This is a genomic window from Mycobacterium sp. 1245852.3, from assembly GCF_001669335.1.
Lineage (GTDB): Bacteria > Actinomycetota > Actinomycetes > Mycobacteriales > Mycobacteriaceae > Mycobacterium > Mycobacterium europaeum_A.
Genome location: NZ_LZLL01000551.1, coordinates 75,451 through 101,454, shown reverse-complemented (window position 1 = coordinate 101,454; position 26,004 = coordinate 75,451). Strand labels below are relative to the sequence as shown.

Sequence of the window (26,004 nt, the reverse complement as noted above, 5' to 3'; positions counted from 1 at the left end):
GGCGGGCTTTCGCTTCGCGTGTCAGACGCCGCCTTTCGGATCACTCAAAGAATCGGTAGAGCGCTTCGGCGACGACCGCTGGCCGGTCGCTGTTCTCCATCTCGATGACGCCCTCGACGGCGACCTGCACGCCGCCCTTCGGCAGCTGTTCGACCGACTTCAATGTGGCGTTGAGGCGGACGCGACCCCCGGCGGGCACCGGACTGGTGAATCGGACCCTGTTCAATCCATAGTCGATCGCGGTGGTCACACTGTCCACGGTGAGCACTTCTGATCACATCGGGATGATCAGCGACAGGGTTAGGTAACCGTGCGCAACCGGCCTACCGAACGGGCTCTCCTTTTTCGCCCGTTCCACGTCAGTGTGAATCCATTGATGGTCACCGGTGGCCTCGGCAAATGTGTTGATCTTGCCTTGGTCGACGGTGATCCACGAACTCGCCCCGAGGTGTTTGCCGGCAAGCGGCTCCAGATCGGCAAGCGTTGAAACGCGAGTTGTGTTGGGAGTGGCAGTCATGTAGCAGTCCTTCGTCGGGCGCCGCGTGGCGGCCGGGTGAGGTCAGTGAATGATGCCAAGAACGTCGAGGGCGTTGGTCTTGAATAACAAAGGCTCCACCTCTGGCTTGATGTTCAGTTCGGCGAAGTCGCTCAGCCATCGGTCGACTTGCAAGACTGGCGAGTCTGATCCGAAGAGTGCTTTGCGTCGGAGTGGGCCATTGATAGCCCGGACCAATTGCGGTGGAAAGTATTTCGGTGACCAACCGGACAGATCGATGTACACATTGGCCTTATGGGTCGCGATGGAGATCTGAGAGTCGACCCACGGCACGGCCGGATGGGCCATCACGATCGTCAGGTCCGGAAAGTCCGCTGCGACGTCGTCTAGAAGCATAGGATCCGAAAATCGCAGCTTGATCCCGTGCCCGCCGGGCATGCCGGCACCTATGCCCGTCTGTCCGGTGTGGAACAACGCCGGTACTCCTGCCTCGAGCACGGCTTCGTAGAGGGGGTAGTAGCGCGCGTCGTTGGGCATGAAGTTCTGCATACTGGGATGGAACTTGAAGCCGCGTACACCGTAGTCATCGGCAAGCATCCGGACCCGCTTGACCGCCGCGGCGCCCTGCAACGGGTCAACGGAGCCGAACGGGATCAAGATATCGCTGTTGCGCGCAGCACCCTCCGCAATCTCTTCTACCGAATTTGGTTCGTGCCCTGATGCAGACGTGGCATCGACGGTGAACACAACGGCCGCGATGTTGCGCGCCCGGTAGTAGTCCGCCACGTCGTCGACGGTCGGACTCTGGTTGTCGCCTGACTTGAAGTACTTCTGCACCGCTGCGAGTGTCTCGTTGTCCAGGGCGTGGTGACCGCAGCTGTCGAGTTGGACGTGCGCATGGATGTCGATGGCGCGAACGGCCTCGAGATCGATGCCGAATTCGTATCGGGTGGGCACGGCGTCAGGACGTGGCCGTTAGTTCCGCCGGGAACTCTTCGCCTACGGACTCGACACTGTCCGCGAAATCGTCGGGCCAGCGCGCGGCCACGTCGTCGGCGCTAAACCCGTCGCGGTGGTACGCCGTGGCGGTCAATCGTGGATGTGTCCACAGCGCAAGGCGGTCCCCGCCGATGGAGAAGGTCTGCCCGGTGATGTCGGCGGCCGCATCCGATGCCAGGAATGCTATGAGACCTGCTACGTCCTGGGGTGACCCCATTCCCACCTCGCGGCGGATGAGGTCGGGCAGGGTGCCGGTCCGCTTCATTACTTCGATGTACGGCGCGAAGATGGGAACAGTCTCGGTCATCGCAGTGACCGCCACCGGACACACGGCGTTAGCGGTGATCCCCGCCCGCTTAAGCTCAAGCGCCCAGGTTCGGACCATTCCGACGATACCGGCTTTAGCCGCGGAATAGTTTGTCTGCCCGAAGTTTCCGCGCTGACCGGCGGGTGAACCGATCGCGATGATACGTCCACCGTCACCTTGCTCACGGAATCGCTGGACGGCGGCGCGCGCACAGGTGAAGGTGCCCCGGAGGTGCACATTGATGACCGTATCGAAGTCGTCATCGGTCATCTTCCACAGCACTTTGTCTCGTAAGATTCCCGCGTTGGTGACCATGACGTCGAGGCGACCGAACTCATCGACTGCAGCAGAGACCAGCTGTTGCGCGGTCTTGATGGACCCGACGGCGGCCGCGATCGCCTTCACTCGTCCTCCCGCGGCCCCGATCTCGGCAGCGGCCGCGGCGGCGGTCTGCTGATCTACGTCATTGATGATCACCGCGGCGCCCTGGCGCGCGAGTTCCTTCGCGTAGGCCAGCCCTAGCCTTCGGCCACTGCCGGTTACGATTGCTACCTTGTGTGCGAGATTCATTGCCACTCCTTCGCCGTATTGACGTATGCGACGCGGCGTTCACGAATTCTGGTGTTAGGGAACGGGTCACAGCCTTCAGTGCGCGGCGGTGGATGAGTGAACCTTGATCGCTTCATCTTTGAGAAACCGCCGCAGGATCTTGCCCGACGCCGATTTCGGGATCTGATCAACGAACACGACGTCACGTAACTTCTTGTAGGGCGCAACACGCTCGGCCACGAAAGCCATCACCGATGCAGCGTCTGGCCTTGGCCCTGCGTTGACGTCGGCGACCACATACGCCACCGGCAACTCGCCGGCTTCAGGATCGGGGATGCCGATGACGGCCGCATCGATCACTGCCGGATGACAGAGTACGACTGCCTCTAGTTCGGCCGGAGCAACCTGATATCCCTTGTACTTGATCAACTCCTTGAGCCGATCCACGACATAGAAGTTGCCTTCCCGGCATTGCAAAATGTCGCCGCTACGAAGCCATCCGTCGACCAGGGTGGCCGAGGTGGCTTCTAGCAGATCGAGATAGCCCAACATCACCTGGGGGCCGCGCACCCAGAGTTCGCCGGGCTCGCCCGGAGCGGCGTCGGCTCCGGTCCGGGGGTCGATGATACGTGCTTCGGTTGCTGGAAGTAGACGCCCGACAGCGCCTGGAGGCGTCGCGTCGTAATCCCGGAATGCGACGCTGTGGGTTCCTGGGCTTGCTTCGGTCATCCCGTATGCCTGCCGGATGACGACCCCAGTGCGCTCCTGCACTCGATTGGCGAGGCTCTCGTCGAGCGGTGCCGCCGCCGAGATCGCCCTCTTCATCGACGAGAGGTCGTATTGATCGACTGCGGGAGAGTTGGCGAGCGCCAGCACGATTGGAGGAGCCAAGTGTCCGAATGTCACACCCTTGTCCTGAATAACTCGCAAATAGCTGTCGAGATCAAAACGCGGCATCGTGATCATCGTCGCCCCAGCCCGCAGCGCGAGGTTCATGATCACCGAGAATCCGTAAATATGAAACAGCGGAAGGACCGCACAGACCACGTCCCCGTCGGTAAGCGGCCACACGTTGTGCAACTGAACGAGATTGGCAATAAGGTTGCCGTGGCTGAGCATGACACCTTTGCCGGCCCCTGTCGTGCCACTCGAAAACGGGAGTGCCGCAATCTCCCTGGGTGAGCGCGGTTGGTATGCGGTCAGGCGGTCGTGTGCAAAGAGTGTACGGAAGGCGGCATCGGTCTGTGTATGGCCGAGCGAAAAAGCGACTTCGACCGAGGTGTTGACCGTTAACCGCGGCAAACGCGTGCTGTCAAGCCCATGTATGACGACCTTCGCCTGCGCAGTGCGCAGCTGCTTGCGGATCTCCTCGTCGGTGAGGACGGGATTCATGGGGCTGACGACGGCGCCCACGCGCAGGATGGCGTAAACGGCGACGACGAACAACGGCTGATTATGAGCGATCAACGCCACGACATCCCCCGGCCTGACGCCCGCGGCACTGAGCCCTGCCGCCGCCCGCGCAGAAAGGTCGTCGAGGTCACCATACGTGAGCTCTTCACCGGAGACCGCATCGACCACAGCCAAATTGCCGGACCGGGCGTCGCCTGCCTGGGCCAGAATGAAGTCGGCGAGATTCATTAGCGGCACGTCGATTTCAGTGACTTCGGGTGTGTAGATCAAGCGAATGCTCCTACGACGGGTGATGCAACTGGCCCCCGGTTCGTGAACTGCTCCGGGACTCGGGCCCGACGCTAATCTATAACTCTCTCGTGTCGAGCGTCAATATAGTGTTAAATTAATTTCGGCGCTGCACCATCGCGCCGAGAGGGTGGCCGGCAAAGCGCCGACCGGCAAATAGCGTGGAGGTGGAAGACTTGTCCGCAGCCGACTCGGCCGTTGCCGACACACCGTCTTCGCACCGCGTGCAGCGCGCAACAGCGACACAGCTGCTGCTGGCGTTCCTGGGCGCGTTCGTCCTCGACCGTGCCGGGCGCGAACATATCCATGCCCGAGTCATCATCGATCTTCTCGATTCGCTGGATATCAATGAGGGGACCACTCGGGTCACCCTGAACCGAATGGTCAACAACGGCCTGCTCGACCGCCGCCGAGCTGGTCGGACCATGGCTTATGGTTTGACCAAGAAAGCCGTCGAGATGTTGCGCGAAGGTGACCAAAGGGTCAGCTCGGTCGACCCCTTCCACCGCGAGAGCACCGAATGGACGCTGCTGAGCTATTCGATTCCTGAGTCACGGAGGGACCTGCGCCACCGACTGCGATCGCAACTTTTGTGGTCTGGCTTCGGACGGATCCGCGACGGTCTGTGGATCGCGCCAGGCACGGTCGACGTGCGTTCGATTCTCGACATGCTCAAGGTTGACGACGCCGTCGCATTCGCATTCGCGGGCGCTCCGGTCGACGCGCAGGCATCACGTGACATCGTTGCTGCGGCATGGGATCTCCACTCTTTGCGTGCGCATCATGAGGCGTTCATCGCGACATGGTCGGGCGAGGCGCCAGCACCGCCTCACCCCCTGGCGGCGCATACCGCGATGGTCGCCGACTGGCTGGAACTTCTCCGAACCGACCCGGGTCTTCCCACAAAGTTCCTGCCGACCGACTGGCCGGCGCCGCGCAGCGTAGCAGCGTTCCAGCGCGCAACCGAACGCCAATTCCCCTCCGCCGAACAGGCATTGGAACGGATGATCGAACAAGCCGCTCAGCGCAGATGAAGCAGTATCGACCGATTGACCAGGGGCGGGCGCCAAAATGATGCGCAAAGAGACTGAGAACCCTGTGTCCAGCTTGCCAACGGTCCAGCCCAAAAGGAGAACGATGAAGATCCTGGCCACTTGCGCGACCGGCAGAATCGGCACCGCACTCGTGCCCGCACTCATTGAGGCCGGGCACGACGTAACCCTTCTGAGCCGGTCAGCCGACAAGGTGAGGGCGATATCGGACAGAGCATCAGCAGTTGAAGGCTCGATGACCGACTACAGCTCGATGGTGCAGGCACTCGAAGGTATCGACGCACTCATCCTGATCGGTACCGGAGAAATGGAACTTGTCGGCAATCTGATCACCGTCGATGCAGCGCAAAAGAGTCCCACAGTCGAGCACATCGTATACATCGGCGGACAGTCACCGGATCTCATGCTCGGCGTACCCACCGTTGCCCCCAAGTCGCTTACCGAGGAAGTCCTTCGTCGGGGCGGCAAGACCGCCACGCTACTGCGCCCTAGCACCTTCATGCAGATCGATTACGAATTCGCTGATGCGATCAAGGCGGGCTTCTATCCCGCACCATTCGGCGATGCCGGCGTGGCACGGGTCGATCTCAAAGACGTCTCCGCGGCAGTGGTCACGGTTCTCGGCAACCCGCACGCGAACGGTAACACCTATACCTTGTGCGGCCCGGAAAATTTGTCCGGCAGTCGAATTGCGGAGACGTGGAGCATCGGACTGGGGCGTGAAGTGCGGTACGCTCCGCTCTCACTCGACGACTTCGAGGCGTTTGTTGGCACCGTAGAGTCCAAGGCGCTCGCGCACTCGCTTCGCCGACAATACGAGTACTACCAGGCCGGGGTGCTTGTAGCAACGCCTGAAGAACTCGACCAGTTCACCCAGTTGCTCGGCTATCCCCCGCGTCGGTTCGAACACTTCGTTCTTGAGACAGCTGCCAGTTGGGCAGAATCGTAACGCAATGATAGCGACAGCCGCCCGACTGTGTCGTCACCTCATGTAATCAGCTGCGAGAAGCGCTACCCTGCAACAGGTTTGGCGGAGTCGACCGGCTTGTCCAGTTCGCTCTAACAGCACTATGGTTGCGAAGGCAAATGACATGCGTCGGTGCGCCGCACGGTTACCTCTGCCACCGTCGTGAGACGCGACGTCATTTCTGATGATGGTTCAACGCGTGGAAAGCGCGCGCTGCGGCTCGTCTCGGCATCGCCGCTGTTGCCGGAAATTCGCTAAGCTAGCGGACATCTGGCGGGGGAGCCAGCGAGCATGACGCCGGACGCCACGGCGGATTGCTGTGATGACGAATCATCTTGTGGCGGTGAATGTCTGACGGCTGAGCGCGGCGGCCGCAGCGGGTGGGATTTGGTTTCTATTGTCGGGACTGCGCACGCAGCGTGCTACGTGAATCTGTACGCCGGTATGCGACGCGCGGTCCAAGGGGTGTGCGGTGCGAACCTCGTATCCGTGTGGCTGTGCACGACTGGCTGCTGGCTAACGATCACGATGTCCAGCGTTGGGGGATCTCGCCGCTTGGCTCTGCTCGGTTTGGCGGCTGCTGCGGTGCGGGCGGTCTCACGGGTGGGCGAGCTCGCGTGGAATGGTTCGGCCGTGCGGCTTACGGAGGCGCTCAGCGCATCTGACGAATACATCATTGACGGGTATCAGTGCTAGGCGTACGTTGGGCATTGTGTGATGAATTTTCATCGTGCAGTCCAACCTCGTCGGTGCGCCGGCGTAAGCGAAATTCGGAGAGCCGGCGTAAGCGAAATTCGGAGGGATGGATGACTGTTACGTCGTCGGAGCTGGACACCGGTACCGGTTACGGTCGTCCCTCGTCGTCGCATGATGCGCGTTTGACCGAGGTGGGGCGGGGGACCCCGATGGGTGAGGCGATGCGCCGTTACTGGCAGGTCGTGTTCGACCTTAGCCGCTCGTAACAGCGATCTCGGCCCGCTCACCGTCCAGATTCCTTAGTAGCACCCCTATTCCAGATGGGTTCACTCAATGATGGGAGGGCTTTGTGCCTGACGATGCTGAGCTGAGCGGGGTCTTATTCTCCCCCCTCACGATCAACTCGGTGACGATCGCCAACCGCATTGTGATGAGTCCGATGGCGGCGCTAGCATCGCTGCCCGACGGGCGGCCAAGTGAGCAATCGCTCGCGTTCCTGGCTGAGCGCGCGAAGGGCGGCGTCGGCCTGGTGATCCTGGGAGGTACCGTGGCCACTCGCCGCGGCTACGATGAAGCTGCGGTCAAGGGGCTGCTCCGGTTCGATGATGATCGTTTCGTGTCCGATCTGAAACGGTTAACGGACACGGTCCACGTGCACGGGACCTCGATCTTTGCTGAACTCACGCCAGGTTTCGGCACAATGGCCAAGTCTTCGCCGGAGTGGCCGCTCATCGCCGCCAGTCCGAAGAATGTGGTGATAAGACGGGATCGGTTACCGACGGGAATCATTTCGCCGACCGACGTTGTCACCCCAGTGCCGCGGGAGGCGACCGTCGACGAGATTCATCAGATAGAGCAGGACACGGCCATGGCTGCGGTCCGTGCTCAGCGGGCTGGGTTCGACGGGGTCGAGGTCGCCGCGATGATGAGCTATTTTTTGGCGTCGTTTCTGTCGCCGAGGTCGAACTGGCGAACCGACGAATACGGCGGCGATCTGGAAAACCGGGCCCGGATCCTGGTGAACATCGTGCGCCTTATCCGCGAACGGACTGGCCCTTCGTTCCCGATCGGTTTGCGCATCAGCGCTAACGAGCATGTCGAGGGTGGTCAGGGGCCGGAGGGATTCGCGGCCATCGCGCAGCGCGTGCACCGTGAGGGCCTGGATTACGTGGCCTTGACCGACGGCAACTACGAATCGATGGATGCGAGTAATGCCGACACTCCGACGGTCGCGCACGGCGAAGCGCAGATCTTCCGGGAAGCGGTGTCGTGCCCGCTGATGATCGGAAGTGTCCATAGCCACCGCAGTGCGGCGCGCGCTATTTCTGAGGGTCGCGCCGACGCCGTAATGATCGCACGTCAACTGCTTGCCGACCCGGAGTATGCGAACAAGATCCGCGATGGCCGAACTCACGAGATCGTCCAGTGCGACCACAACAATGTTTGTATGCGTCGACTGGCGCTGGGGATGGCCATCCGCTGCAGCCTGAATCCGCGTATGGGCCGGGAAAGCCGGCAACCAGGTGAGCGTCCACCCATTGACCGGATAATCAAGGCGCCTATAGAACAGGCGGTGCTCGCCGCGACGGGTTCCCAGCGACTGATGAATCTCGTCGGAAACCTCCCCAGGAAACGACGGTGATCGCCGGTTGACAGGCCGCCGTGGGACTGACCCGCAACGACCGCGGCCCTGCCGTCGCTGGCGCTTCTGTCTTTTCCAGCGGCCCGGTTCGAGCGCGAAGCGACTGTGCCGTACAGGATTCGGCCGATCGGCATCCCCGCCCCCGTGCGCTGGTGCCACGGGGGGTTGGCCCCAGGAGTGGCATCCGGTGCGGACCGATGCTCGGCCCGCACCGCGGTTCGGGCCAACAGGGCGCTTCCCGTTCGTCGCCGTCGACGTAACGAGGTGTATGAGATTCCGGTCGAATCCGTGCAAGACATGGGTTACTCGGAATGCTGGACGAGACGGTATCCGCATGAGTGAGGTCGCGGAACTCCTTGGCGAGCGCCGAGGACGTAGTTCGCTCCTGCGCTTGGCGATTCGGTCCTGACGCCTTCAGTACCCGATCGGCATGCCCGCATAGTTCTCTGCTAAGCCCGCTGACCCCGCTGGACTTGTTGTAACCCAAGCTAATTGGGATAACTGTAGTTGGGCATCGAAGGAATCCATCCCGGCTGCCACGTCGTTGACGTGCAGCATGGTGGTCATCCACCACGAGAAATGCGTGCACCGCCACACTCGGCGCAGCGTGGTTTCACTGTAGGCGTCGGCCAGCGTCGGATCATCTTTGCGCAGCAGCGCGGTGAGCGCAGGCGCCAACAGCGCGACATCGGCCACCGCGAGGTTGAGGCCCTTTGCGCCGGTAGGCGGCACCGTGTGAGCAGCGTCGCCGGCCAAAAACAGACGACCGTAACGCATCGGGCTTTGTACGCGGCTGCGCATGGGCAGGACGCTCTTGTTCGTGATCGGACCCGGGGTGAGTTCCCACCCGTCTTCTCCATGGCCCAGTCTGGTTTTGAGTGCGTCCCAGATCCTTTCATCGGACCATGACTTCAAATTGGTGTCGTTGGGCACCTGTAGGTACACCCGGCTCACAGTCTTCGAACGCATGGAGTGCAGTGCGAATCCCTCGGGGTGCCAGGCATAGATCAGATCGTCCGTTGACGGTGCCACCGCGGCCAGAATGCCTAGCCAGGAGTAGGGATAAACATGCTCCCATGTTCGGCGGACCTTGTTCGGCACTGTCGCGCGACTCGGCCCGTGCGACCCATCGCAGCCAGCGATGACCGCGGCATCAACGCGTATTAGCCCACCGCGTGCTTCGGTAAACGTGACATACGGTGCATCGGTGTCCACGTCATGCAGCACCGTGTTGGCGACGTTGTAGAACACCGGCTGACCATCGGCTTCTCGAGCGACGACCAAGTCCTTTGTCAATTCGGTCTGCCCGTATACCCATACGCTTCGCCCGACGAGGTCGACGAAGTTGAGGTGGTGCCGTTCGCCGGGCCATTGAAGATAAATTCCGTTGTGTTCCAAACCTTCTTGCCGTAGTCGGTGGCTCAGCCCGCAACCATCGAGCAGGTCAACTGTCGATTGTTCGAGGATGCCAGCGCGGATTCGGGACAACACATAGTCCTTAGACCGGGTTTCGATGAGTACCGACTCGATGCCTTCAGCGCTGAGTAGATGCGACAGCAACAACCCAGCGGGCCCAGCGCCGATGATCGCGACCTGCGTGCGCAGATGGTAACCGGGACCGGTCGCCCTAGTGGTCACGTCTTACCTTTCAGGTGCATATCGATCGTCAAGGTCGGCGCAGACCTCCTGGGCGACACGGAAAGCCGCGTTGGCATCAGGGACTCCGCAGTAGATGGCGGTCTGCAGCAGAATCTCCTTGATCTCATCGCGTGATAGACCGTTGCGCAGTGCCGCGCGGATATGCATGGCCAGCTCGGAGTGGTGCCCACGGGCAATCAGCGCGGTCAGCGTGATGATCGATCGGGACCGCCGATCCAGACCGGGACGGGCCCAAATGGCTCCCCATGCGTATTCGGTGATCATATGTTGAAAGTCAGCGGTCAAATCCGTGGTCGCAGCCCTTGCGCGATCAACGTGCTCGTCACCGAGTACCTCTCGGCGGACCTTGCTGCCGCGTTCAAAACGCCCGTCACTTTGGGTCAACGACTGCCCCTCTCCGTCAACGATGCGACGAGCTGAGCAATGCGCCGAGGTCTTTCGGCCGGGGCCAGGTGTGCGGCGCAGGGCAGCTCGATGAACCGGCCATCGCGGACCCGAGTGCTGATCTCCAGTAACGACTTTGGGGGGGTTGCGACGTCATGGCGACCTGCGACCGCCAATACCGGCGTCTGGATGTTCGTCAGGCGTTCGCGCATATCGAACTGTGCAAGCGCCTCGCAAAGCAGTGCGTAACCTTCGTCATCGGCCTCGCACAGTGAATCAAGTAACCCAGCGGCTGTCTGCGGTTGGGACTCGGCGAACCCTGGTGCGAACCAACGTTGTCGGGCCAGTTGCACCAATGTGGCGGTGCCGTCTGCGCGGACACGTTCAGCACGAGCATGCCAGTCGGCGGCTGAGCCAATAACCGCGCCTGTGCAGATCAACGCCGCCGCCAAGACGCAACCCTGGTGATTGAGCATCATGTCCAGTCCCACCGCGCCCCCGACGGACACGCCGGCGTAGGTAAACGGGGCGCCAAATTCCAATTGGACGCTGGCGGCAACCGCCTGCGACAGGTCGCCCACACTGAACGGGGCGCGCGGCGGGGGACTGGCGCCGTGCCCCGGCAGATCCCATCCGACGACGCAATGGGTGTCACCGACCAATCGCGCCGCCGGCGTCCACAATGCCGCCACTGAAGTACCCAGTGATGGGCCGACAACCAGCAGCGGCAAGTGGGCCGATCCAGCCAAGTGGTTGAACGCGATTCGGGGAACGGTCATGACTTGTCCCTCAAAACATGTGTGGCGCGGTTGATCGCTGCGTCGATGAGCACCTCTGCAGCGCCGAGATACGTTTGTGACGGTGGCGCGCCCACCAACTGGGCAATGCTGCGCTGCTCTGCTAGCACGGCGTCATCGGCGAGCTGCTGTGCCATCCGCACCGGATGGACCTGGATGTCGCGCAGCAGCTCCGTGCATTGCGATCCCGCGACGAGCGTGCGCCGCGCCAAGGTTCTGATGGTGTCCCACTCCGCGTGCCAGGCCCCGTCAGGCCGCTCGTCGTTGGCGAGCGCAGCTGAGGCGTGCAGGCTTGCCGCCAGTGCTGGAGCTGTGATGGCTGCCCGACGAATTAGTATGGACAGCACAGGGTTTCTCTTCTGCGGCATGGTTGATGACCCACCGCGTCCGACAGTCGTTGATTCGGTGACTTCCCCGATTTCTGGCCGAGACAGCGTCACAACGTCGGTCGCGATGCGGCCCCAAGCGTCGCTGCAGCCGACGAGGGCGTCGGCCGCGTCGGTTACCGCCGATCGTGCAGTGTGCCATGGCGGACTGAACGACAAACCCACCGAGTCAGCCAGATCATGCACGAGAGCAACGGAGATCGTCGGAGCATCGCCCCGGGTGCCTTGCAACCTAGCTAATTCGGTTGAGGCTGCGAGGGTTCCGGCGGCGCCGCCAATCTGCACCGGCGTGGAGACAGAGTTCAACTTGCCGTAGCCATCAACGATAACACCCAACCAAACGGACACCTTCACGCCAAAGGTGATCGGAATCGCATGCTGCGTAAGGGTTCGCGCGACCATCGGCGTGCGCCGATGGGTCTCAGCCAGTGCGGCCAAAGTCGAGATTTGTTGCAGCAGCTGGCCCAGCAACTCGTCGACGGCGGCGCGGATCAACATACTCAGCGCGGTATCGATGACATCTTGGCTGGTCAGCCCGCGGTGAATCCAGCGGCGTGCGTGCTCGGGTGCGCGTTCGCGTAGCAACGCGACCAGCTCAACTACGGGGTTGCCGGCGGCCTCAGCACGGTCGGCGAGTTGAGCGGAGGTGTCGGCGGAAAGCAGCCCGCGCAAGTCGATCTCGTGCAGTTCCTTGGGTACGAGACCATGCGCGGACAGCGCATGCAACCATGCCGTTTCGACGGCGACCATGGCGTCGAGCATCGCGGAATCCGTCATGAGGCTTCCCGCGCGGTGATCACCCGGCCACAGCAGATTTGTCATCTGTCGGTGAACCTGAGGAAGACGGTTTCTCTGTCGCCCTGCAAACGAATGTCGAACCGATACCCATCGGGCTCTGCGGCGGCGATGAGGGTGTGTCGACGCTCTTGACTCAAATTGCGCAGCAGCGCATCGGTATCGAGATTACTGTTGGGCAGGTACGCGCGGGTGAAGAGCCTGTCCAGCAGGCCGCGGGCGAAAACAGTGAGCGCGAAAAATGGCGGTCGCCCGGCAGTGATGGCGCCAGGTGCGACGGTGGTGAAGGTGTAATGACCGCTGGCGTCGGTAGCACAGCGACCCCAGCCGGTAAACGTCCACCCGTCTCGATGCAGCGACCCCGGTTGCGACACAACGCTTCCCGCGCTGTCCGCTTGGCACAGCTCGATCAGTGCATCGGGTATAGGCTCGCCGGCGCCGTCGTAGACGACTCCGTGCAGCCGGACTGCCGCTGGCCGTCCGGGTGTGACCAGTCGGTTATCGCCTGGGAACACCAGCCCGCAGTGGAAAAACGGGCCTACGGTCTGCCCTGGGGTCGGCGCGTGGCTAGCCATCAGTGGCGCGGTTTTCCATCCAGGTCCGTCGACTTCCGGCCAGCACTATGTCCCAGTGGTATGCCGTCGCGAACTCGGGTTCCGAGGTGTCGTGGTCGTAGTGTGCGATGAGCCGCTCGCGTGCGGCGGGGTCGCGGATGGACTGGGCGACAGGGTCCAGCGTGAGCAGCGGATCGCCCGGGAAGTACATCTGTGTGACGAGCCGCTGGTTGAGTTGGCGTCCGAAGAGTGAGAAATGGATGTGCGCAGGGCGCCACGCATTGTGGTGATTGCGCCAGGGATACGGGCCTGGCTTGACCGTGAGGAAGCGATATGTTCCGTCGCGCCCGGTCAGGCATCGGCCCTTACCGGTGAAATTGGCATCTAGCGGGGCGGGGTGTTGGTCTCTTGCGTGGCTGTAGCGACCGGCGGCATTCGCCTGCCATATTTCGACCAGCTGTCCGGTCAGTGGACGGCCCTGGTCGTCGACTACTCGTCCTGTGACGATGATCCGTTCACCGATGGGCTCGCCTGCGTGGCCGGCGGTGAGATCGGCGTCAAGCGGTGAGACGTCCTGCTCTCCAAAACAGGGTGCCCAGCGCTCCGCCTCCTCGGGGTTCACCTCCTGCAAACCCGCCTTAGGGTGGCGCAGCCTGCTGCTTCGATACGGAGGGTAGTCGATACGCGGCTGAGTATCGGCGCTGCCGTTGCGTTCCCAATGCGCGGCGAGTTCGCTGATTTCGGCAGAGATCTCACGCTGAGAAGCCATGCCGGGCGGTAGCGCCACAGTGTGCATGGAACAGGACCATAAATGTGCGGTCGGGGATCAGGCGAGGTTAGACTTCCGTTCAGCGGAAGAACGGGGCGATGGGGCTGGTGTGCGGAGGTAGCACGTGGCGGGCAATACTTCACGACCCGCTGTCACGGTGACGTCACGGGTGCTCGCACTGCTCGGCGCATTCGATTCCAGGCATCGGCGGCTTTCACTCACCGAAATGGCAGGACGCGCAGACGTTCCGCTGTCAACTGCGCACCGTCTGGTCAAGGAGCTCGAAGCGTGGGGTGCCGTGGTGCGCCGCCCGACCGGCGACTACGTCGTTGGCCGGCGGCTCTGGGATATCGGACTTTTAGCCCCCGTGCAGACCGACCTGCGTGAGGTAGCGTCACCATTTCTGCATGACCTGTACGGGGCGACTCTTGCCACCGTGCACATCGCAGCCCGCGACGGTGACAAGGCGCTCTACCTGGACCGGCTTGCAGGCCACTCCTCGGTGCCGGTAGTCAGCACCATTGGAAGCCGTCTTCCATTACATGCAACGGGCGTGGGCAAGGTTCTGCTGGCGCATGCGCCCCCGAATGTTCAAGAAGATGTCTTGAGACACCTGACGCGCGTCACTCCGCATACGATCACTCACCGCGGGGTACTGACTGCTCAACTTGACCGCGTGCGGCGCGACGGGAACGCAACTACTAATGAGGAAATGGCCCTTGGGGCGTGCTCGGTGGCCGTTCCAGTCTTGCGCGGCGACGATGTTGTTGCTGCGCTGGGTTTCGTCGTGCCTTCGCTCAAAGGAAATCGAACGCGGCTGCTAGCTGCGCTGAACGTGGCAGCACAGGGCATTTCACGAAGCCTGGCCTCCCAGCGCACCTCTGACGGGTAATGCCACCGCTGGCTTCATGCTGCCCACGACGCGGCCAATAGCTCCCACACACGCAGAGCGCAAACCAAGAATTGTCTCATGTCCAGGAGCTGCCGGGCGGCTCCAAACGATGAAAAGGATTCGGGCACAATCAGATATCAGATCCCTCGCACCTCGTGGCCGAACCGACCTCTCGAGGCCGCTGTTGTTGCTCATCGCCTTGTCGCTCGAGGAACCCTCAGTATCGAAGGCGCGGTTCGGTTGCCGTCTGTGGGGGCAGTCGATGACACGGGCGTGCAGGCCGCAGCCGCACCGTCACGCTCGAAGCTATTGAATGGAAAAGCGTGGCTGCGGACGATAGTTGATCAGCGAGTTGCAGCGCCAAAACTTCCCCAACTGGGTCACTTGGGTCTCAGTCGAGTACCACCACATGCTTGCCTGGTGTCGTGCCGGATTCCAGGTGGGTCTGGGCTTCTCGCACGCTTTCAAGGCCGTGGTAGGTCTTGGCGATGATGATTTTGAGTCGGTGGTCAGCGATGGCCTGGAGTTGGCGCTGGAATGCTTCGGCGGGCAGGTCGGTGGCCGCGCCGCCGTAGGCCGTCAGCCGGACGCCGTTCGGGATGTACCCGAGAGGGCTGAAGTCTTTGACAGTCCATGCGTCGGACAGTGCACCGGTGAAGCAGACCGTGCCGTGGACGCGTACCGACCGCAGTGTGTCCGCGAGATCGCGGGTGCCGACCAATTCCAGCGCCGCGTCGACACCGTTCGGGCAGATTTTCTGCACGATTCCAGAGATGTGCCCATCATCGATGATCGGGTGGTCGACGCCGAGTGTGCGCAATATCTGTGTGCGCTCGGTGCGGCGGGTGGTGGAGATCACGGTGGCGCCAAGTTCCTTCGCCATGGCGGCCGCGGTCAGCCCGACCGTTGATGTTCCACCGCGGATCAGTAGGGTCTGTCCCGCGTGAAGGTCGAGCCCAGTATTCAGGGATCCGTAGGCAGTTTGTGACATCTCCGGCAGCGCCCCAAGGATTTCCCACGGCAGCGTCGAGTCGAATGGAATGACTTGGCTGACTGGAACCAGCGTGTATTGGGCGTATGCCCCGTCAAAGGAGCGTCCCATCCCGCCCATCATGGTGGCTACTTGTTGGCCCGGCTTGAGATCGCTGTCCCGGGGTGCTTCGTCGATCAGGCCGACGCATTCGATCCCGGGAACGCGCGGCAAGGTGACATCCGGACTGGACAACCCTTTGCGGGTGGTCACCTCGGATTCGTTGATTCCGAACGACTTGACTCTGATGCGCACCCATCCGGGTTTGACTTCGGGCAGCGGCACGTCCTTGACGACGAGCTTCTCTGAGCCGCCGGGCTCTGAGAGCACGATGGCCCGCATCGTGCGCGCCCGGTCATTGTGGTTGCCCGTGCCTGCGCGCTCGCTGAACGTGCGACGTTGCTGACCGGTGGTCGGTTCTTCCACGTTGCCTCCTAGGTCGATCGCGGCGGGTGTGGTCCCCATCAACGGGGCGGTGGTCATCCGGGACGTCGGTTGTGCGGAACCGTCTCCAGGACGAGGTGGTACGAGTGGGCGACGAGGTCTGCGACCAGGTCCGCCGTGACGCCTCGGCCGGCTCTCACGGAGATCCAGTGTCGTTTGTTGAGATAGCGGCCGGGGGTGATCGAGTTGTGCTGCTTCTGTAGCTGTCGCCCGTGTTCGGGTTCCGCCTTCAGTGTGACAGCCGGGTCGTCCGGTTCGTCGGTGACGATCAGGAAGACCTTGCCCGCCACTTTGTAGACATCCAGCTGCTCAGTGAAGGGGCGCCCGTGGCTGACCCCGGGCAACGCGAGGGCCGTGCTACGCGCCGTCTCGTGTAGCTTCTCGCCATTCAGCGACATGACGAGGTCAGGCGCTGCGGCCGTAAGTTTGCGGGTCGACAGGCTGTTGGGCCTTCGGGAGACGGCTGACCACGAGACGGTAGGACTCGGTCACGAGTTCCTCAACAAGCTTCTTGTCGACTGCCCTGCCGCTATCCAGCGTGATCCAGTGCTTCTTGTTCATGTGGTAGCCGGCCGTGATGTTCGCGTTCTGCTGCCGCAGGGCCTCGCCCTCGGCGGGATCCGCCTTCAGGATCACGACGGGACGTCCAGGAACCTCGGTCATCAACATGAAGACCTTGCCACCGACTTTGAACACCTCCCAGTCGGGGCCGAAGGGATGCTCCAAGACACTTTCGGGTAGTTGCTTGGCGCAGTCGGCCGCGGCCTTCTGCAGCGTTGTTCCGTTCATGGTTGGTGTGCTCCTCGGTCGATGTCGGCATTCGAGTCGTCCCCACCATGGTTTCCGCGTGACCGTTATGTCGGATGGTAATCTGCGGACACATTATGGTCATTAGACGACACCATGAGGTTTTTGCGCCGCGCGCCTCCTCGCGTCCGCATTCCGTGGCACGCGGCCACGCAGGCTCTATACCGATGTACGGCTTCCAGCCGCCGGTCGGCACGCCATACGGCCTGGAAGTGACCACCCTCGAGGACTTCTATACTGACCACGACGACTGGCCGTGGAATCCGCCGCATCCGGGTCGGGCCACCTTCCACTACCTCATCCTGGTCACACAGGGCGTACTGCGGCACGACGTTGATCACGTCACGCGCATCGTCACGCCCGGTCAGTGGCTGTGGGTGCGCCCTGGACATGTGCAGTGCTGGCACGACCCCAGCACGGCGCGAGGCCTGTTCATCCTTTTCGAGCCGCAGGTGCTCTCCCCCGAAACCGCCCGTCAGCTGACCCCGGCCACCGCACACGAGTCCACGGTGGTCTGGACGCCACATGCCGACGACGGCCCGTGGCTAGAGCAGACCGCGCTCCAGCTTCTCGATGAACACCGCGCGTTGGGCCGCCGACCGCTTGGACCGCAGCACGCGCTGCGACGCAGTCTCCTCGAAGCCTTGCTGTTGCGCCTCGCGCACTCCCCGCGTGTCTCAAACCTGAACCTCGCCGCAGGACCGGCTTTACCAGCTAGCCGACCCGGCCCGGCGTTGCCGCTCAGCAGCACCAGCCGCCTCGCCGTTTATGAACAGTTCCTCGACGCCCTGGAGCTGCACTTCCGCGAGCTCCACCGCGCCGACGAGTACGCGCGTTTACTTGGCTGCTCGGTGCGCACCCTCACCCGCGCTGTACGGGCTGCCACTGGCAAGGCAGCACGTGAGGTCATCAATGAGCGACGGTTGCTCGAGGCGTGTCGCCTCCTCGTCCACGCCCAATGGAACGCGCATGCCGTCGGTGCCCACCTCGGCTTCACCGACGCCGCCAACTTCGGCCGCTTCTTTCGCCATCAAATGCATATCTCGCCGGCCGCCTACGGAATGCGTCAAACGGTTCAGGAGGTCTGATCTACCAGCAACTGGGGCAACCGCGAGTATCAGCGCGTCGGATGCAGCGCGGGAATTCGTGCCGACCGCGGTAACCCAAAGGCCAACCAGTTCATCGCATAAGTGATATTTCCGCCGTAACAAGGACTTCCGCCGTGGGGCGGAGGTCGATGTCAATGTTGGGAATGCAGTCAAGCGACGGTCTTAACGGCGGCCGGATCACGCCCGGCGCGTAGCACACCAACTATTCCTCATGTTCTTGATGGTGGTAAATACGTCAGCGCAGGCGCCTGCCGCCGACTCAGGGTCTCGGGCGTTCATTTCACGCAGCGCATGCCGCCCGGCTCGGTCTCGCCCCCAACGGCGGCGTCATCCGGTCTTCCGGTTCTAGCATGAGCAGCTGTGCCTATCGGGAAGGACCTGTGAGCGCCGAGTCTTGCCGAACCGTTTGTGTCCACGGCGACTGCGGCAACGGCCGGTCGGGTGATAGCACCTCGGATACGGTCCGCCGCGGCCAGGAGGGCCGGAATGCAGCGGCTTGCAGGGGTACCTCGAGGCACCACCACCGAAAGTGCTGCGATCACAGTGCCTGCGGCGTCTTTGATGGGCACAGCGAATCCTGTCGCCTCGGCGTTGACCGACGCAGGGCAGGCCGCGTAACCGATGCGACGAATTTCCGCCAAGATCACACACAAAAGCTTGGGGTCGGTGACAGTTTGGTCGGCAAGGCGCGGCAGCGGTCTATTGACAATCCGGTGCTGAAGCTCCGTCGGTGCATATGCCAACAACACCAATCCGGATGCCGAGGCGTGTAAAGGAAGCCGGCCGCCCACGCGCGCCAAGTTACGCACTCCACCAGGGGCGCTGAGTCGTTCAATGAACAGAACTTCGTGGGTCTCCAGGATGCCGATCTGCACATGGTGGCCGATGGCCGAATGTAACTGCTGCAGTGACGGCATCGCGGCGTCCAATAAGTCGTGGGTCAGTGAGGCGCGGCAGCCGAGCTCCCACAAGCGAATCCCGATATGCACCCGCCGCTGGTGATCGCGCCGTAGCAAACCGTGGCCGATGAGCTCATCGACCAACCGTGATGCCGTGGACAGCGGCAACCCAGCCTTCGTCGCGATGTCGGTAACGGAGGCCATAGCAGTATCGCCGTCGAAGACTTCGAGAATCCGCACGGCTCTCTCCAGCACACCTTCGCCCGACGTGGATCTTGCCATCACGTCACCACGTATTGATTGGAGCGATGATCGCGGTGTTGGTGCGAATGGCGGTGATCATGGTGTGGTTTTCCGTCTCGAAATCGCTAGGACGAGGCGAGATCGAGGGGTTCAAAGATGGTTTGTGGACCGGTGTGATCGTCACCGTTGGCGCGGAACTCCACGCCGCGGTCCCACGGTTTGATCGGTTCTGGTGGTGGGGCCAACACCGCGAGGTGTTTTTCGGTCGTGGAGCCGTTGTTGTACTGGCGGTGGGGGACCCCGGCGGGCAGCACGACCAGGGTGTGGGGTCCCACCACGTGCGTTTGCAGGGCTACTTCGACGGTGAGCTCTCCCTCGAGCACGAGGTAGTACTGGTCAAAGCCGTGGATGTGCGTGTTCGGTCCAGCCCCGCCAGCAGCGAGCTCCATATAGTTGACCACTGCATGGTCGCACCCCATGGCAGGGGCGGTCAGCGTGGTCATACGCAGCCCGGGCAGAACCTGGCTGAGCTCGTCAGCGGTGCCGCGGATGTAACCGGGCCGGTCGGTACGGTCGGCGGCGGGCACATCATCCGGGGTGTCGACGAACAAGGTCGTAGCGGTCGCCGGCGCCGGTGCGGGGATGATCATTTCGAAATGGGTTTCCGCGCCGGGTCCATCGTTCCAATTGCGGTGGGCCAGACCCGCCGGGATGAACACGAACGCGCCCGCGGTGATGCGGTGCACCTGGTGTCCGAGTTGGACATCCATCGACCCTGCGAGCACGTAATAGAGCTGGTCGCTGCGGTGGTAGTGCAGTCCGGGACCGCAGCCCCCTTCGTCGAGGTGGCCGGCGATTACCAGTGCGCTTTCTAACGAGGACAAGAACTGCGCGCGGTGGCCCGGAAAGCCGGTAGCTACTGACTTCTCGTCGTTGAATGCGCGCACGTAGTGCATCTAATGACTCACCCTTTCATTGAGGCCGGGCTCAGGACCCGTCTACCCCACAGACTTGACTCGTGACACGGCAAGCAGCAAGGCATCTGCGCCAGTTTTGCAAACTACTCATCACCGATCTGATGAGTGTTCCACGCGCCGGACATTTTTGTGAAAGACTAAAATCCACCCGATTAAGACGAGAATCGACTGAATGAATGGCGGGCTGAGGGAGATCCGATGGAGCTACGACAGATGCGTTCCTTCCTGGCGGTCGCCGAGGAGCGCAACTTCACTCGCGCCGCAACGCGTCTCAATATGGCGCAGTCGCCGGTGTCCCAGCAGATCCGCCGACTGGAACGTGAAATTGGCGTGGAGCTGTTTACCCGTACCACGCGAACAGTGGCGTTGACTTGCGCAGGGGAGGTGCTCTACGAGCGGGTCGCGCGCGTGCAGTGTCTTATTGATGAAGCCGTCGAGGCCAGTCGCAAGGCCGCGCGTGGTCATTTGGGGCATTTATCCGTCGGATTCACCAGTTCGGGGGCCCATGAGTTACTGCCGTCGTTGGTCCGCACGTATGCCGCCGAGTATCCCGATGTCACCCTTGATGTCCAAGGCGACTTGACCACCCCGGCGCAGGTCGAGCAGTTACTCAATGGCCGGTTGGACGTGGGCGTACTTCGTGGGCCACTGTCGGTGCAGGGGTTGGCCGTGGAAACGATACGAGAAGAACCCGTAGTGGTCATGCTCGCCGATTCGCATCCTAAGGCCAGCGAGCGCCACATCGAGTTGAGAGATCTACGCGATGAATGGTTCATCTCGCTGCCCAGCGATCCGCCCGCCACGATGTACGCGATTATGTTCAACGCCTGCCACTCGGCCGGCTTTATACCCAAGATCCGCCAAACGGTCTCCGATACAGCCGCAATGGTGGCGCTCGTCGCAGGCAATATGGGAGTCGCGCTGATGCCCGACTCGCTGAGGCATTACGCATTCAAAGGGGCAACGTTTCGACCGCTTCTTACGACGCCTGAGATCACGGTGTCACTTGCAGTCGCCTATCGCGCGACCGACGTCACCCCCCTAATTGGGCAATTCATGAAGACGGTTCGATCTGTCGTACACTGCTTGACCTGAGGGCACCGCGGTGAACGTTAGCGGTTGGCATCGGGCTCACGTAGGCTGCGCCGAAGTATCTTGCCGGTGTTGGTTTTTGGAAGGTCGTCAACGATTTCGATTTCGCGCGGGTACTTGTATGCAGCCATGTTTTGCTTGCAGAAGCTGATCAGGTCATCGGCCGAGCAGGTCGCACCTTCTTTCAATGACACGTATGCCTTCACGTTTTCACCGCGGTAGGGATCGGGCACGCCGACAACGGCGGCTTCGTGCACGGCCGGGTGGGTGTAGAGGACGTCTTCGACTTCGCGTGGCCATACTTTGTATCCTGAAGCGTTGATCATGTCTTTCTTGCGGTCGACGACATAGAACCAGCCCTCGTTGTCGGTGAAGCCGATGTCACCGGTCCTGAGTTCCCCGTCAACGATGGTTTGCGCGGACTGGGCTGGATTGTTCCAGTAGCCGGGCACGACCTGTGGCCCCTTTATCGTGATCTCTCCCAATTGCCCTGCGGGTAGTTCGTTTCCGTGGTCATCAAGCACGCGCGACAGGGTGTTGAAGACGGGCAATCCAATAGACAGGGCGCCGGTACGCGGATCAACTGGCGCCGCGGCACCCAGGGGCGTCGCGTGACACACTGATGTTGTCTCAGTCAGCCCATAAATATTGTGGATCTGGCGGCCGGTGCGGCGCCTGAAATCGTCGGCGAGCGAGGGGGACACCGGGGCGCCGCCGGAGTAGATCGCACGCAATGGTTCGAAGTCCGCCGCTGGATCCTCGGAGTGTGAGAGCAGGGCGGTAAAGGCGGTGATCGCGGCCACTGTGAAGGTGGGGCGATGCTCTCGGAGCGCTTCTAGCGTGACGTTCGGCTCGAAGCGGTGGGTGAGCACGAGCGGACACGGGGCGGCCAGCGCCGCACCAATGTTGCCGACGAGACCGGTTATATGAAACAGCGGTGCGATTCCCAGGATGCTGTCCTCGGACGACAGGCCTAACCACTCGCGAAATGTATAGGAGTTAAACGACATTGCGCGATGTGTGTTGATCGCCGCTTTCGGCACGCCAGTGGTTCCGGACGTATAGGTCAGCACAGCTGGGTCATCCGGACTCGGCTGCGGCCCGCGCGGTGTGGCGCTGCGGTAATCGGTCAGCAAATGCGTGAGCCGAAGGGTTGCCTGTATCGGTAGATCGTCGATCGGCTCCATCACGCGTTTGTCGTTTCGTGACTGAAAGTCACTAGCTGAGCACGTGATGACTGTTCGTAGCTGAGGTTCCGCACCGCTCGCGATGATTGCCTGCACAGTCGAATGCCACAGCGTGTCAAGACATATGATGGCTGTCGCACCGCTATCGGTCAGGATATTGGTGAGTTCACGTGCCTTGTTCATCGGGTTGACGGCGACCGGGATGCCGCCGGATTTCCATGCCGCGATAAGGCCGATGATGAACGATGGATTGTTTTGGACGTACAGCGCCACGCGATCGCCTAGTGCGAATCCGCAGGCGAGCAGGGCCGATGCCAGTGCATCGGCAGCCTCATCAAGTTCTGCCCACGTCAGCCGCCCGTCGAAATACCTGATGGCCGTCTGGTCAGGTGCGTGCGCCACACACGAATTGAAGACGTCGAGCATGGTGTCGTGTGGCGGAGTAATGCTGGTGGGCACGCCATCGCCGTACGACGACAGCCAGGGTGGGGCTTTACGGGATGTCGTGGTCATGACTCTCCATGGTGGCGGTGGTAGTGGTTGCGTAACAGGTTCTTTGCGTAGTCACCGCCGTTGGGCGTTCGGACAATCGTGTGCACGTGGAACGGTTCGGGCTCATCATTGTCAAGGAATATTCCTGGATGGTTATCGTATTCGATGAGCACGACAGGACTGTGTACGCGATAGTAAAACGGCGACTTCTCATCCCAGCGCCCGATCCACGCCAGATATGTTTCGTCGAGGTGGTTCTCGATCGATCGGATTCGTGATTCGCGCGGTCCGCCGGTCGGCAAACTAGTGACGTACACGTTCAGGAGCCGACGGAGTAGTTCGCGTTCGCCAGAGCTCATAGCGTCGCCGCGAACCCCCGCATAGGGCAGTATTAAGTTGTCGCGGCCGGCTCCGGCGCGGTGGCGGCCGTCTACCATCCCCGCCAGCGCGGCCGGTAGTTCGGCGCTAAGCATTGACCCATGAAGCAAGGCCTTGCCTTGCCGATGAGGCCCCAGGCCGTCCATGAGCGTCAGGGCGGCGTGCCGGTGATCGTGGAAGATGGTGTGCGCCTCGAACTCACAGCCAAGAAACGCCGGCGTGACGACCAAGTGACCGTCGACGATCACCGCGTGCAGGTCGATGTGGTGGCCGGCCAATTGCCATCCCCATGCTTGGCCTGCTTGGGGATCTCCGAAAATGGTGAACCAGTAACACCATTCGGTCAGAGTGTCTTCGTAGTTTTGGACGAAATGGCCCAGCTGCGCGTTGAGCCGCATGGCCTCGCGCATTTGTGCAAATCCCCGCGCGCTCAATGTTGCCTCGATGACGGCCAGCGCGCGGAGGCGCTGCTCGGTGGACAGCTCCTGCAACAGCAATCCATGTTCGGGGAACGTGAGGAAGGCGTTGGACCACATCCGTATTTCCGGAGCATCCAGGGGCAGCGTCGCCGCCTTCCGTTGGCCGGTATCCAGCGCACGCAGATAGGCGCTCGCGGCATTGATTGCCGGTGCAGGGTTGAACCCATCACCTCCGGCGTCGAGGCCATATACGGGCAGTCCGTCAGTGGTAACACCGACGAACGGCTGCGCGGCGGTTTCGACCGGGGGCAGCTCGGCGTCTCCAATCAACGCCGCGACTTGCTTGACACCGTCCTCGTCGGTGAAGTCGACCACGCCGCGGTGAAGTGGCAGTTGTTGGGGGCGAGGGCGATAGCCGTGGTAGCTAAGTGAGCGTTCGTCGCGGTTGTCACTTGAGGGCTGCATGCGATCCGTCCACCGCGGATGTGTCCACCGTCGTTGAGTGGGCCCTGCCTGCCAATGGACCAAGCTGCGGTGTCGCGCTGGGAGAACCGATCGTTGTTCGCAACGTGCCTATACCGTCGACCTCGATGTCGATGACATCACCTTCATTCAGAAACTCTTGCGGTGAGCGGCTAAGCCCCACGCCGGGAAGGGTGCCCATCGAGATGATGTCGCCGGGAACCAGCGTGATCACGCGAGAGATGGAGGCGATGGCGTCTTCGATACCGAAGATGTAGTCGCTGGTTGAACCGTCCTGCTTGACGATTCCGTTGACCAGTGTCCGGTAATGAAGGTCGTTGAGGTCACCAACCTCGTCTAGGGTCACCAGGGCGGGGCCACATGGAGCCTGGCCGTCGCCGGCCTTGGTTACCGCGATCGTCTCAATTCCGTGGATGAGATTGCGTGCGCTCAGGTCGTTGACAATCGTCAGCCCCGCGACGTGCTCCAAAGCGCGCTCGGCTGGAACGCATTTTGCGATACTGCCGATGACGACGGCGATTTCACCTTCCCAGTCGAGCTGGGTGATTGCCGGAGCGGGGTGCACCGTGGCGCGATGCCCGGTAAGTGATGTGGTCCACTTTGGGAAAAACCACGGTATGGCGGGCTCCGGCAAGCCGACTTCTGCGCAGTGGTCTTTGGAGTTCAGGGCCAAGCACAAAATCTTTTGCGGATCCGGGACCGGTGGCAGCAGCGCGACCGAGTCGATGCGGGGAAAGGCCGAAGGGTCAGCAGCAACGATTTGTTGGGCGCTGTCGACGATAGCGCCCCAATCGGGCCGGCCGCTGGTAGCCAAAAGCCGCCGAACGGATCCCGGGTCGACACTGGCAGCGATGCCGGCATGGTCGACCGCGTGGTCGAGAGGGCACAATCGTGTGCCGACGACGACTGCGGGGCGTTCGGTAGTCCCGGGCAGATATGTGGCCAGACGCATAGTATTCATCACCTCATTCGGAGCGGGCATCGACGAATATGTCGAGTTGCAATGGTGGTTGGCCGCCGTAGCGACTCAGGTCGGAGACACCTGCATTGGTGAGGACGTCAGCGTCGATGAGGCATTGGCCGCTTAGCTGGGACGGGGGGGTTTGCAAGATCAGGCAAGCGGCGTCGGCCATGATCGCCGGTTGGCGCGCTCGCTGCATCGCTTGTTCACCGCCAAGGACATTGTTGACCGCCGCTGTGGCAATCGTTGTTTCGGGCCACAGGCAGTTGCTGGCAATATCAAATGCCCGCAGCTCTTCGGCGAAGCCAAGCGCAAGGGTGCTCATGCCGTACTTACTTAGCGTGTAAGCCGGGTGTGCGCCTAGCCATTTCGGACTCAGATTAATCGGCGGTGACAGCGTCAGGATGTGCGCGCACGGTGATGTCTTGAGGTAGGGCAGACATGCTTGTGTAAGGGCAAATGTGCCGCGGATGTTCACGTCGATCATCAGGTCGAACTTGCTCAATTCCAAGTCGGTCGTGGAGCTGAGATTGAGCGCGCTGGCGTTGTTGATGCACATGTCGATTCCGCCAAAATGATTGACGGCCACGTCGACTGCCCGCCTCACATCCTGCTGGTGGCGAACATCCCCGCAAACCGCGACCGCCGTGCCGCCGCGGCGTTCGATTTCCGCGACAGCGGTGTGAATCGTGCCCGGCAACTTCGGAGTCGGTTCGGCAGTCTTGGCCAGCAGCACGATGTTTGCTCCCCGGGAGCCGAGTGCGGAAGCGATCTCGAGACCGATACCGCGGCTGCCGCCTGATATGACAGCGGTGCGGCCGGTGAAAGGCATGGACAA

25 protein-coding genes and 1 pseudogene are annotated in these 26,004 nt (G+C 61.9%); 7 read left to right on the top strand and 19 right to left on the bottom strand.

What is annotated here, in order from left to right:
- Positions 1-40 precede the first annotated feature (40 nt).
- The 4 genes and pseudogenes from A9W96_RS25820 to A9W96_RS25805 form a co-directional block, all read right to left on the bottom strand.
- Positions 41-517, bottom strand: a pseudogene (locus tag A9W96_RS25820) (MaoC family dehydratase).
- 42 nt (positions 518-559) lie between these two features.
- Positions 560-1,453, bottom strand: a complete 894-nt coding sequence (locus A9W96_RS25815; protein WP_067144108.1) for an amidohydrolase family protein — start codon at positions 1,451-1,453, stop codon at positions 560-562.
- Positions 1,454-1,457: 4 nt separating this feature from the next.
- Entirely contained in the window at positions 1,458-2,372 is a 915-nt protein-coding gene (locus tag A9W96_RS25810) for an SDR family NAD(P)-dependent oxidoreductase (RefSeq protein WP_067144106.1), read from the bottom strand.
- A gap of 75 nt (positions 2,373-2,447) precedes the next feature.
- Positions 2,448-4,034 carry an AMP-binding protein gene (locus A9W96_RS25805; protein ID WP_067144103.1) on the bottom strand — a complete coding sequence of 529 codons (1,587 nt, stop codon included), beginning with the start codon at positions 4,032-4,034 and terminating at the stop codon, positions 2,448-2,450.
- A gap of 194 nt (positions 4,035-4,228) precedes the next feature.
- On the opposite strand from A9W96_RS25805, the gene A9W96_RS25800 reads away from it, so the two are divergent.
- The 4 genes from A9W96_RS25800 (at position 4,229) to A9W96_RS25790 (ending at position 8,409) form a co-directional block, all read left to right on the top strand.
- Positions 4,229-5,086 (top strand): PaaX family transcriptional regulator C-terminal domain-containing protein, encoded by an 858-nt coding sequence (locus A9W96_RS25800; protein WP_156765413.1) that lies wholly within the window; start codon positions 4,229-4,231, stop codon positions 5,084-5,086.
- 103 nt (positions 5,087-5,189) lie between these two features.
- Positions 5,190-6,053, top strand: coding sequence for an SDR family oxidoreductase (locus tag A9W96_RS25795; protein WP_197499651.1), 864 nt, complete (start codon positions 5,190-5,192; stop codon positions 6,051-6,053).
- Between the two features lie 824 nt (positions 6,054-6,877).
- Positions 6,878-7,033, top strand: coding sequence for a hypothetical protein (locus A9W96_RS32910; protein ID WP_231999901.1), 156 nt, complete (start codon positions 6,878-6,880; stop codon positions 7,031-7,033).
- Between the two features lie 83 nt (positions 7,034-7,116).
- Entirely contained in the window at positions 7,117-8,409 is a 1,293-nt protein-coding gene (locus A9W96_RS25790) for an NADH:flavin oxidoreductase (protein ID WP_067144098.1), read from the top strand.
- Positions 8,410-8,823: 414 nt separating this feature from the next.
- Here A9W96_RS25790 and A9W96_RS25785 read toward each other — a convergent pair whose 3' ends face one another.
- The 6 genes from A9W96_RS25785 to pcaH are packed head-to-tail and all read right to left on the bottom strand — an operon-like array spanning position 8,824 to position 13,780.
- Positions 8,824-10,047 carry a 4-hydroxybenzoate 3-monooxygenase gene (locus A9W96_RS25785; protein WP_231999900.1) on the bottom strand — a complete coding sequence of 408 codons (1,224 nt, stop codon included), beginning with the start codon at positions 10,045-10,047 and terminating at the stop codon, positions 8,824-8,826.
- A gap of 3 nt (positions 10,048-10,050) precedes the next feature.
- Positions 10,051-10,452: a 4-carboxymuconolactone decarboxylase gene (gene pcaC / locus A9W96_RS25780; protein WP_067144096.1), complete on the bottom strand. Its 402-nt coding sequence runs from the start codon at positions 10,450-10,452 to the stop codon at positions 10,051-10,053.
- Positions 10,449-11,231 carry an alpha/beta fold hydrolase gene (locus A9W96_RS25775; protein WP_067144095.1) on the bottom strand — a complete coding sequence of 261 codons (783 nt, stop codon included), beginning with the start codon at positions 11,229-11,231 and terminating at the stop codon, positions 10,449-10,451. The genes pcaC and A9W96_RS25775 overlap by 4 nt, the downstream gene beginning before the upstream one ends.
- Positions 11,228-12,457 carry a lyase family protein gene (locus A9W96_RS25770; RefSeq protein WP_067144093.1) on the bottom strand — a complete coding sequence of 410 codons (1,230 nt, stop codon included), beginning with the start codon at positions 12,455-12,457 and terminating at the stop codon, positions 11,228-11,230. Before A9W96_RS25770 ends, A9W96_RS25775 begins: the two co-directional genes overlap by 4 nt.
- A complete protein-coding gene (pcaG, locus tag A9W96_RS25765) occupies positions 12,454-13,005 on the bottom strand; it encodes a protocatechuate 3,4-dioxygenase subunit alpha (RefSeq protein ID WP_067144090.1) in 552 nt (183 codons plus the stop codon). Before pcaG ends, A9W96_RS25770 begins: the two co-directional genes overlap by 4 nt.
- Positions 12,998-13,780 carry a protocatechuate 3,4-dioxygenase subunit beta gene (pcaH, locus tag A9W96_RS25760; protein WP_067144088.1) on the bottom strand — a complete coding sequence of 261 codons (783 nt, stop codon included), beginning with the start codon at positions 13,778-13,780 and terminating at the stop codon, positions 12,998-13,000. Before pcaH ends, pcaG begins: the two co-directional genes overlap by 8 nt.
- 97 nt (positions 13,781-13,877) lie before the next feature.
- On the opposite strand from pcaH, the gene A9W96_RS30890 reads away from it, so the two are divergent.
- Positions 13,878-14,645, top strand: a complete 768-nt coding sequence (locus A9W96_RS30890; protein ID WP_082972618.1) for an IclR family transcriptional regulator — start codon at positions 13,878-13,880, stop codon at positions 14,643-14,645.
- A gap of 391 nt (positions 14,646-15,036) precedes the next feature.
- Here A9W96_RS30890 and A9W96_RS25755 read toward each other — a convergent pair whose 3' ends face one another.
- From A9W96_RS25755 to A9W96_RS25745, 3 genes are read right to left on the bottom strand one after another with little or no spacing between them, the layout of a single operon-like run.
- Positions 15,037-16,101, bottom strand: a complete 1,065-nt coding sequence (locus A9W96_RS25755; RefSeq protein WP_231999899.1) for a zinc-binding dehydrogenase — start codon at positions 16,099-16,101, stop codon at positions 15,037-15,039.
- A gap of 53 nt (positions 16,102-16,154) precedes the next feature.
- Entirely contained in the window at positions 16,155-16,517 is a 363-nt protein-coding gene (locus tag A9W96_RS25750; RefSeq protein ID WP_067144086.1) for an MmcQ/YjbR family DNA-binding protein, read from the bottom strand.
- A gap of 7 nt (positions 16,518-16,524) precedes the next feature.
- Entirely contained in the window at positions 16,525-16,908 is a 384-nt protein-coding gene (locus tag A9W96_RS25745; protein WP_067144084.1) for an MmcQ/YjbR family DNA-binding protein, read from the bottom strand.
- Between the two features lie 185 nt (positions 16,909-17,093).
- Between A9W96_RS25745 and A9W96_RS25740 the strand changes: the two genes are divergently transcribed.
- The gene (locus A9W96_RS25740) at positions 17,094-18,014 is read left to right on the top strand and encodes an AraC family transcriptional regulator (RefSeq protein WP_067144082.1); all 921 of its coding nucleotides are present in this window, start codon (positions 17,094-17,096) and stop codon (positions 18,012-18,014) included.
- A gap of 296 nt (positions 18,015-18,310) precedes the next feature.
- Here the strand turns inward: A9W96_RS25740 and A9W96_RS25735 are convergent, their stop codons facing one another.
- Together A9W96_RS25735 and A9W96_RS25730 are read right to left on the bottom strand one after the other, a co-directional pair.
- Positions 18,311-19,216, bottom strand: coding sequence for an IclR family transcriptional regulator (locus tag A9W96_RS25735; RefSeq protein ID WP_067144080.1), 906 nt, complete (start codon positions 19,214-19,216; stop codon positions 18,311-18,313).
- An 86-nt stretch (positions 19,217-19,302) separates the two neighbouring features.
- Complete coding sequence (locus A9W96_RS25730; protein ID WP_067144078.1) at positions 19,303-20,133, bottom strand: cupin domain-containing protein; 831 nt, start codon at positions 20,131-20,133, stop codon at positions 19,303-19,305.
- Positions 20,134-20,352: 219 nt separating this feature from the next.
- Here A9W96_RS25730 and A9W96_RS25725 point away from each other — a divergent pair, with 219 nt between their 5' ends.
- Entirely contained in the window at positions 20,353-21,249 is an 897-nt protein-coding gene (locus A9W96_RS25725) for a LysR family transcriptional regulator (RefSeq protein WP_067144076.1), read from the top strand.
- Positions 21,250-21,266: 17 nt separating this feature from the next.
- Here the strand turns inward: A9W96_RS25725 and A9W96_RS25720 are convergent, their stop codons facing one another.
- The 4 genes from A9W96_RS25720 to A9W96_RS25705 all read right to left on the bottom strand — a co-directional run bounded on the left by A9W96_RS25720 (position 21,267) and on the right by A9W96_RS25705 (position 25,998).
- Positions 21,267-22,946, bottom strand: a complete 1,680-nt coding sequence (locus A9W96_RS25720; RefSeq protein ID WP_067144073.1) for an AMP-binding protein — start codon at positions 22,944-22,946, stop codon at positions 21,267-21,269.
- Complete coding sequence (locus tag A9W96_RS25715) at positions 22,943-24,097, bottom strand: DUF3500 domain-containing protein (protein ID WP_067144072.1); 1,155 nt, start codon at positions 24,095-24,097, stop codon at positions 22,943-22,945. Before A9W96_RS25715 ends, A9W96_RS25720 begins: the two co-directional genes overlap by 4 nt.
- A gap of 73 nt (positions 24,098-24,170) precedes the next feature.
- Positions 24,171-25,157: a fumarylacetoacetate hydrolase family protein gene (locus A9W96_RS25710; protein WP_067144069.1), complete on the bottom strand. Its 987-nt coding sequence runs from the start codon at positions 25,155-25,157 to the stop codon at positions 24,171-24,173.
- Positions 25,158-25,170: 13 nt separating this feature from the next.
- Positions 25,171-25,998, bottom strand: a complete 828-nt coding sequence (locus A9W96_RS25705) for an NAD(P)-dependent oxidoreductase (protein ID WP_067144067.1) — start codon at positions 25,996-25,998, stop codon at positions 25,171-25,173.
- Positions 25,999-26,004: the final 6 nt, after the last annotated feature.

Bases quoted from the DNA above. Each gene is read 5' to 3' on its own strand.
- A9W96_RS25810 (WP_067144106.1), bottom strand. From the start codon at position 2,372: ATGAATCTCGCACACAAGGTAGCAATCGTAACCGGCAGTGGCCGAAGG.
- A9W96_RS25795 (WP_197499651.1), top strand. From the start codon at position 5,190: ATGAAGATCCTGGCCACTTGCGCGACCGGCAGAATCGGCACCGCACTC.
- A9W96_RS32910 (WP_231999901.1), top strand. From the start codon at position 6,878: ATGACTGTTACGTCGTCGGAGCTGGACACCGGTACCGGTTACGGTCGT.
- A9W96_RS25775 (WP_067144095.1), bottom strand. From the start codon at position 11,231: ATGACCGTTCCCCGAATCGCGTTCAACCACTTGGCTGGATCGGCCCAC.
- A9W96_RS25770 (WP_067144093.1), bottom strand. From the start codon at position 12,457: ATGACAAATCTGCTGTGGCCGGGTGATCACCGCGCGGGAAGCCTCATG.
- pcaG (WP_067144090.1), bottom strand. From the start codon at position 13,005: ATGGCTAGCCACGCGCCGACCCCAGGGCAGACCGTAGGCCCGTTTTTC.
- pcaH (WP_067144088.1), bottom strand. From the start codon at position 13,780: ATGCACACTGTGGCGCTACCGCCCGGCATGGCTTCTCAGCGTGAGATC.
- A9W96_RS25750 (WP_067144086.1), bottom strand. From the start codon at position 16,517: ATGTCGCTGAATGGCGAGAAGCTACACGAGACGGCGCGTAGCACGGCC.
- A9W96_RS25745 (WP_067144084.1), bottom strand. From the start codon at position 16,908: ATGAACGGAACAACGCTGCAGAAGGCCGCGGCCGACTGCGCCAAGCAA.
- A9W96_RS25740 (WP_067144082.1), top strand. From the start codon at position 17,094: ATGTACGGCTTCCAGCCGCCGGTCGGCACGCCATACGGCCTGGAAGTG.
- A9W96_RS25735 (WP_067144080.1), bottom strand. From the start codon at position 19,216: ATGGCAAGATCCACGTCGGGCGAAGGTGTGCTGGAGAGAGCCGTGCGG.
- A9W96_RS25730 (WP_067144078.1), bottom strand. From the start codon at position 20,133: ATGCACTACGTGCGCGCATTCAACGACGAGAAGTCAGTAGCTACCGGC.
- A9W96_RS25725 (WP_067144076.1), top strand. From the start codon at position 20,353: ATGGAGCTACGACAGATGCGTTCCTTCCTGGCGGTCGCCGAGGAGCGC.
- A9W96_RS25720 (WP_067144073.1), bottom strand. From the start codon at position 22,946: ATGACCACGACATCCCGTAAAGCCCCACCCTGGCTGTCGTCGTACGGC.
- A9W96_RS25710 (WP_067144069.1), bottom strand. From the start codon at position 25,157: ATGCGTCTGGCCACATATCTGCCCGGGACTACCGAACGCCCCGCAGTC.
- A9W96_RS25705 (WP_067144067.1), bottom strand. From the start codon at position 25,998: ATGCCTTTCACCGGCCGCACCGCTGTCATATCAGGCGGCAGCCGCGGT.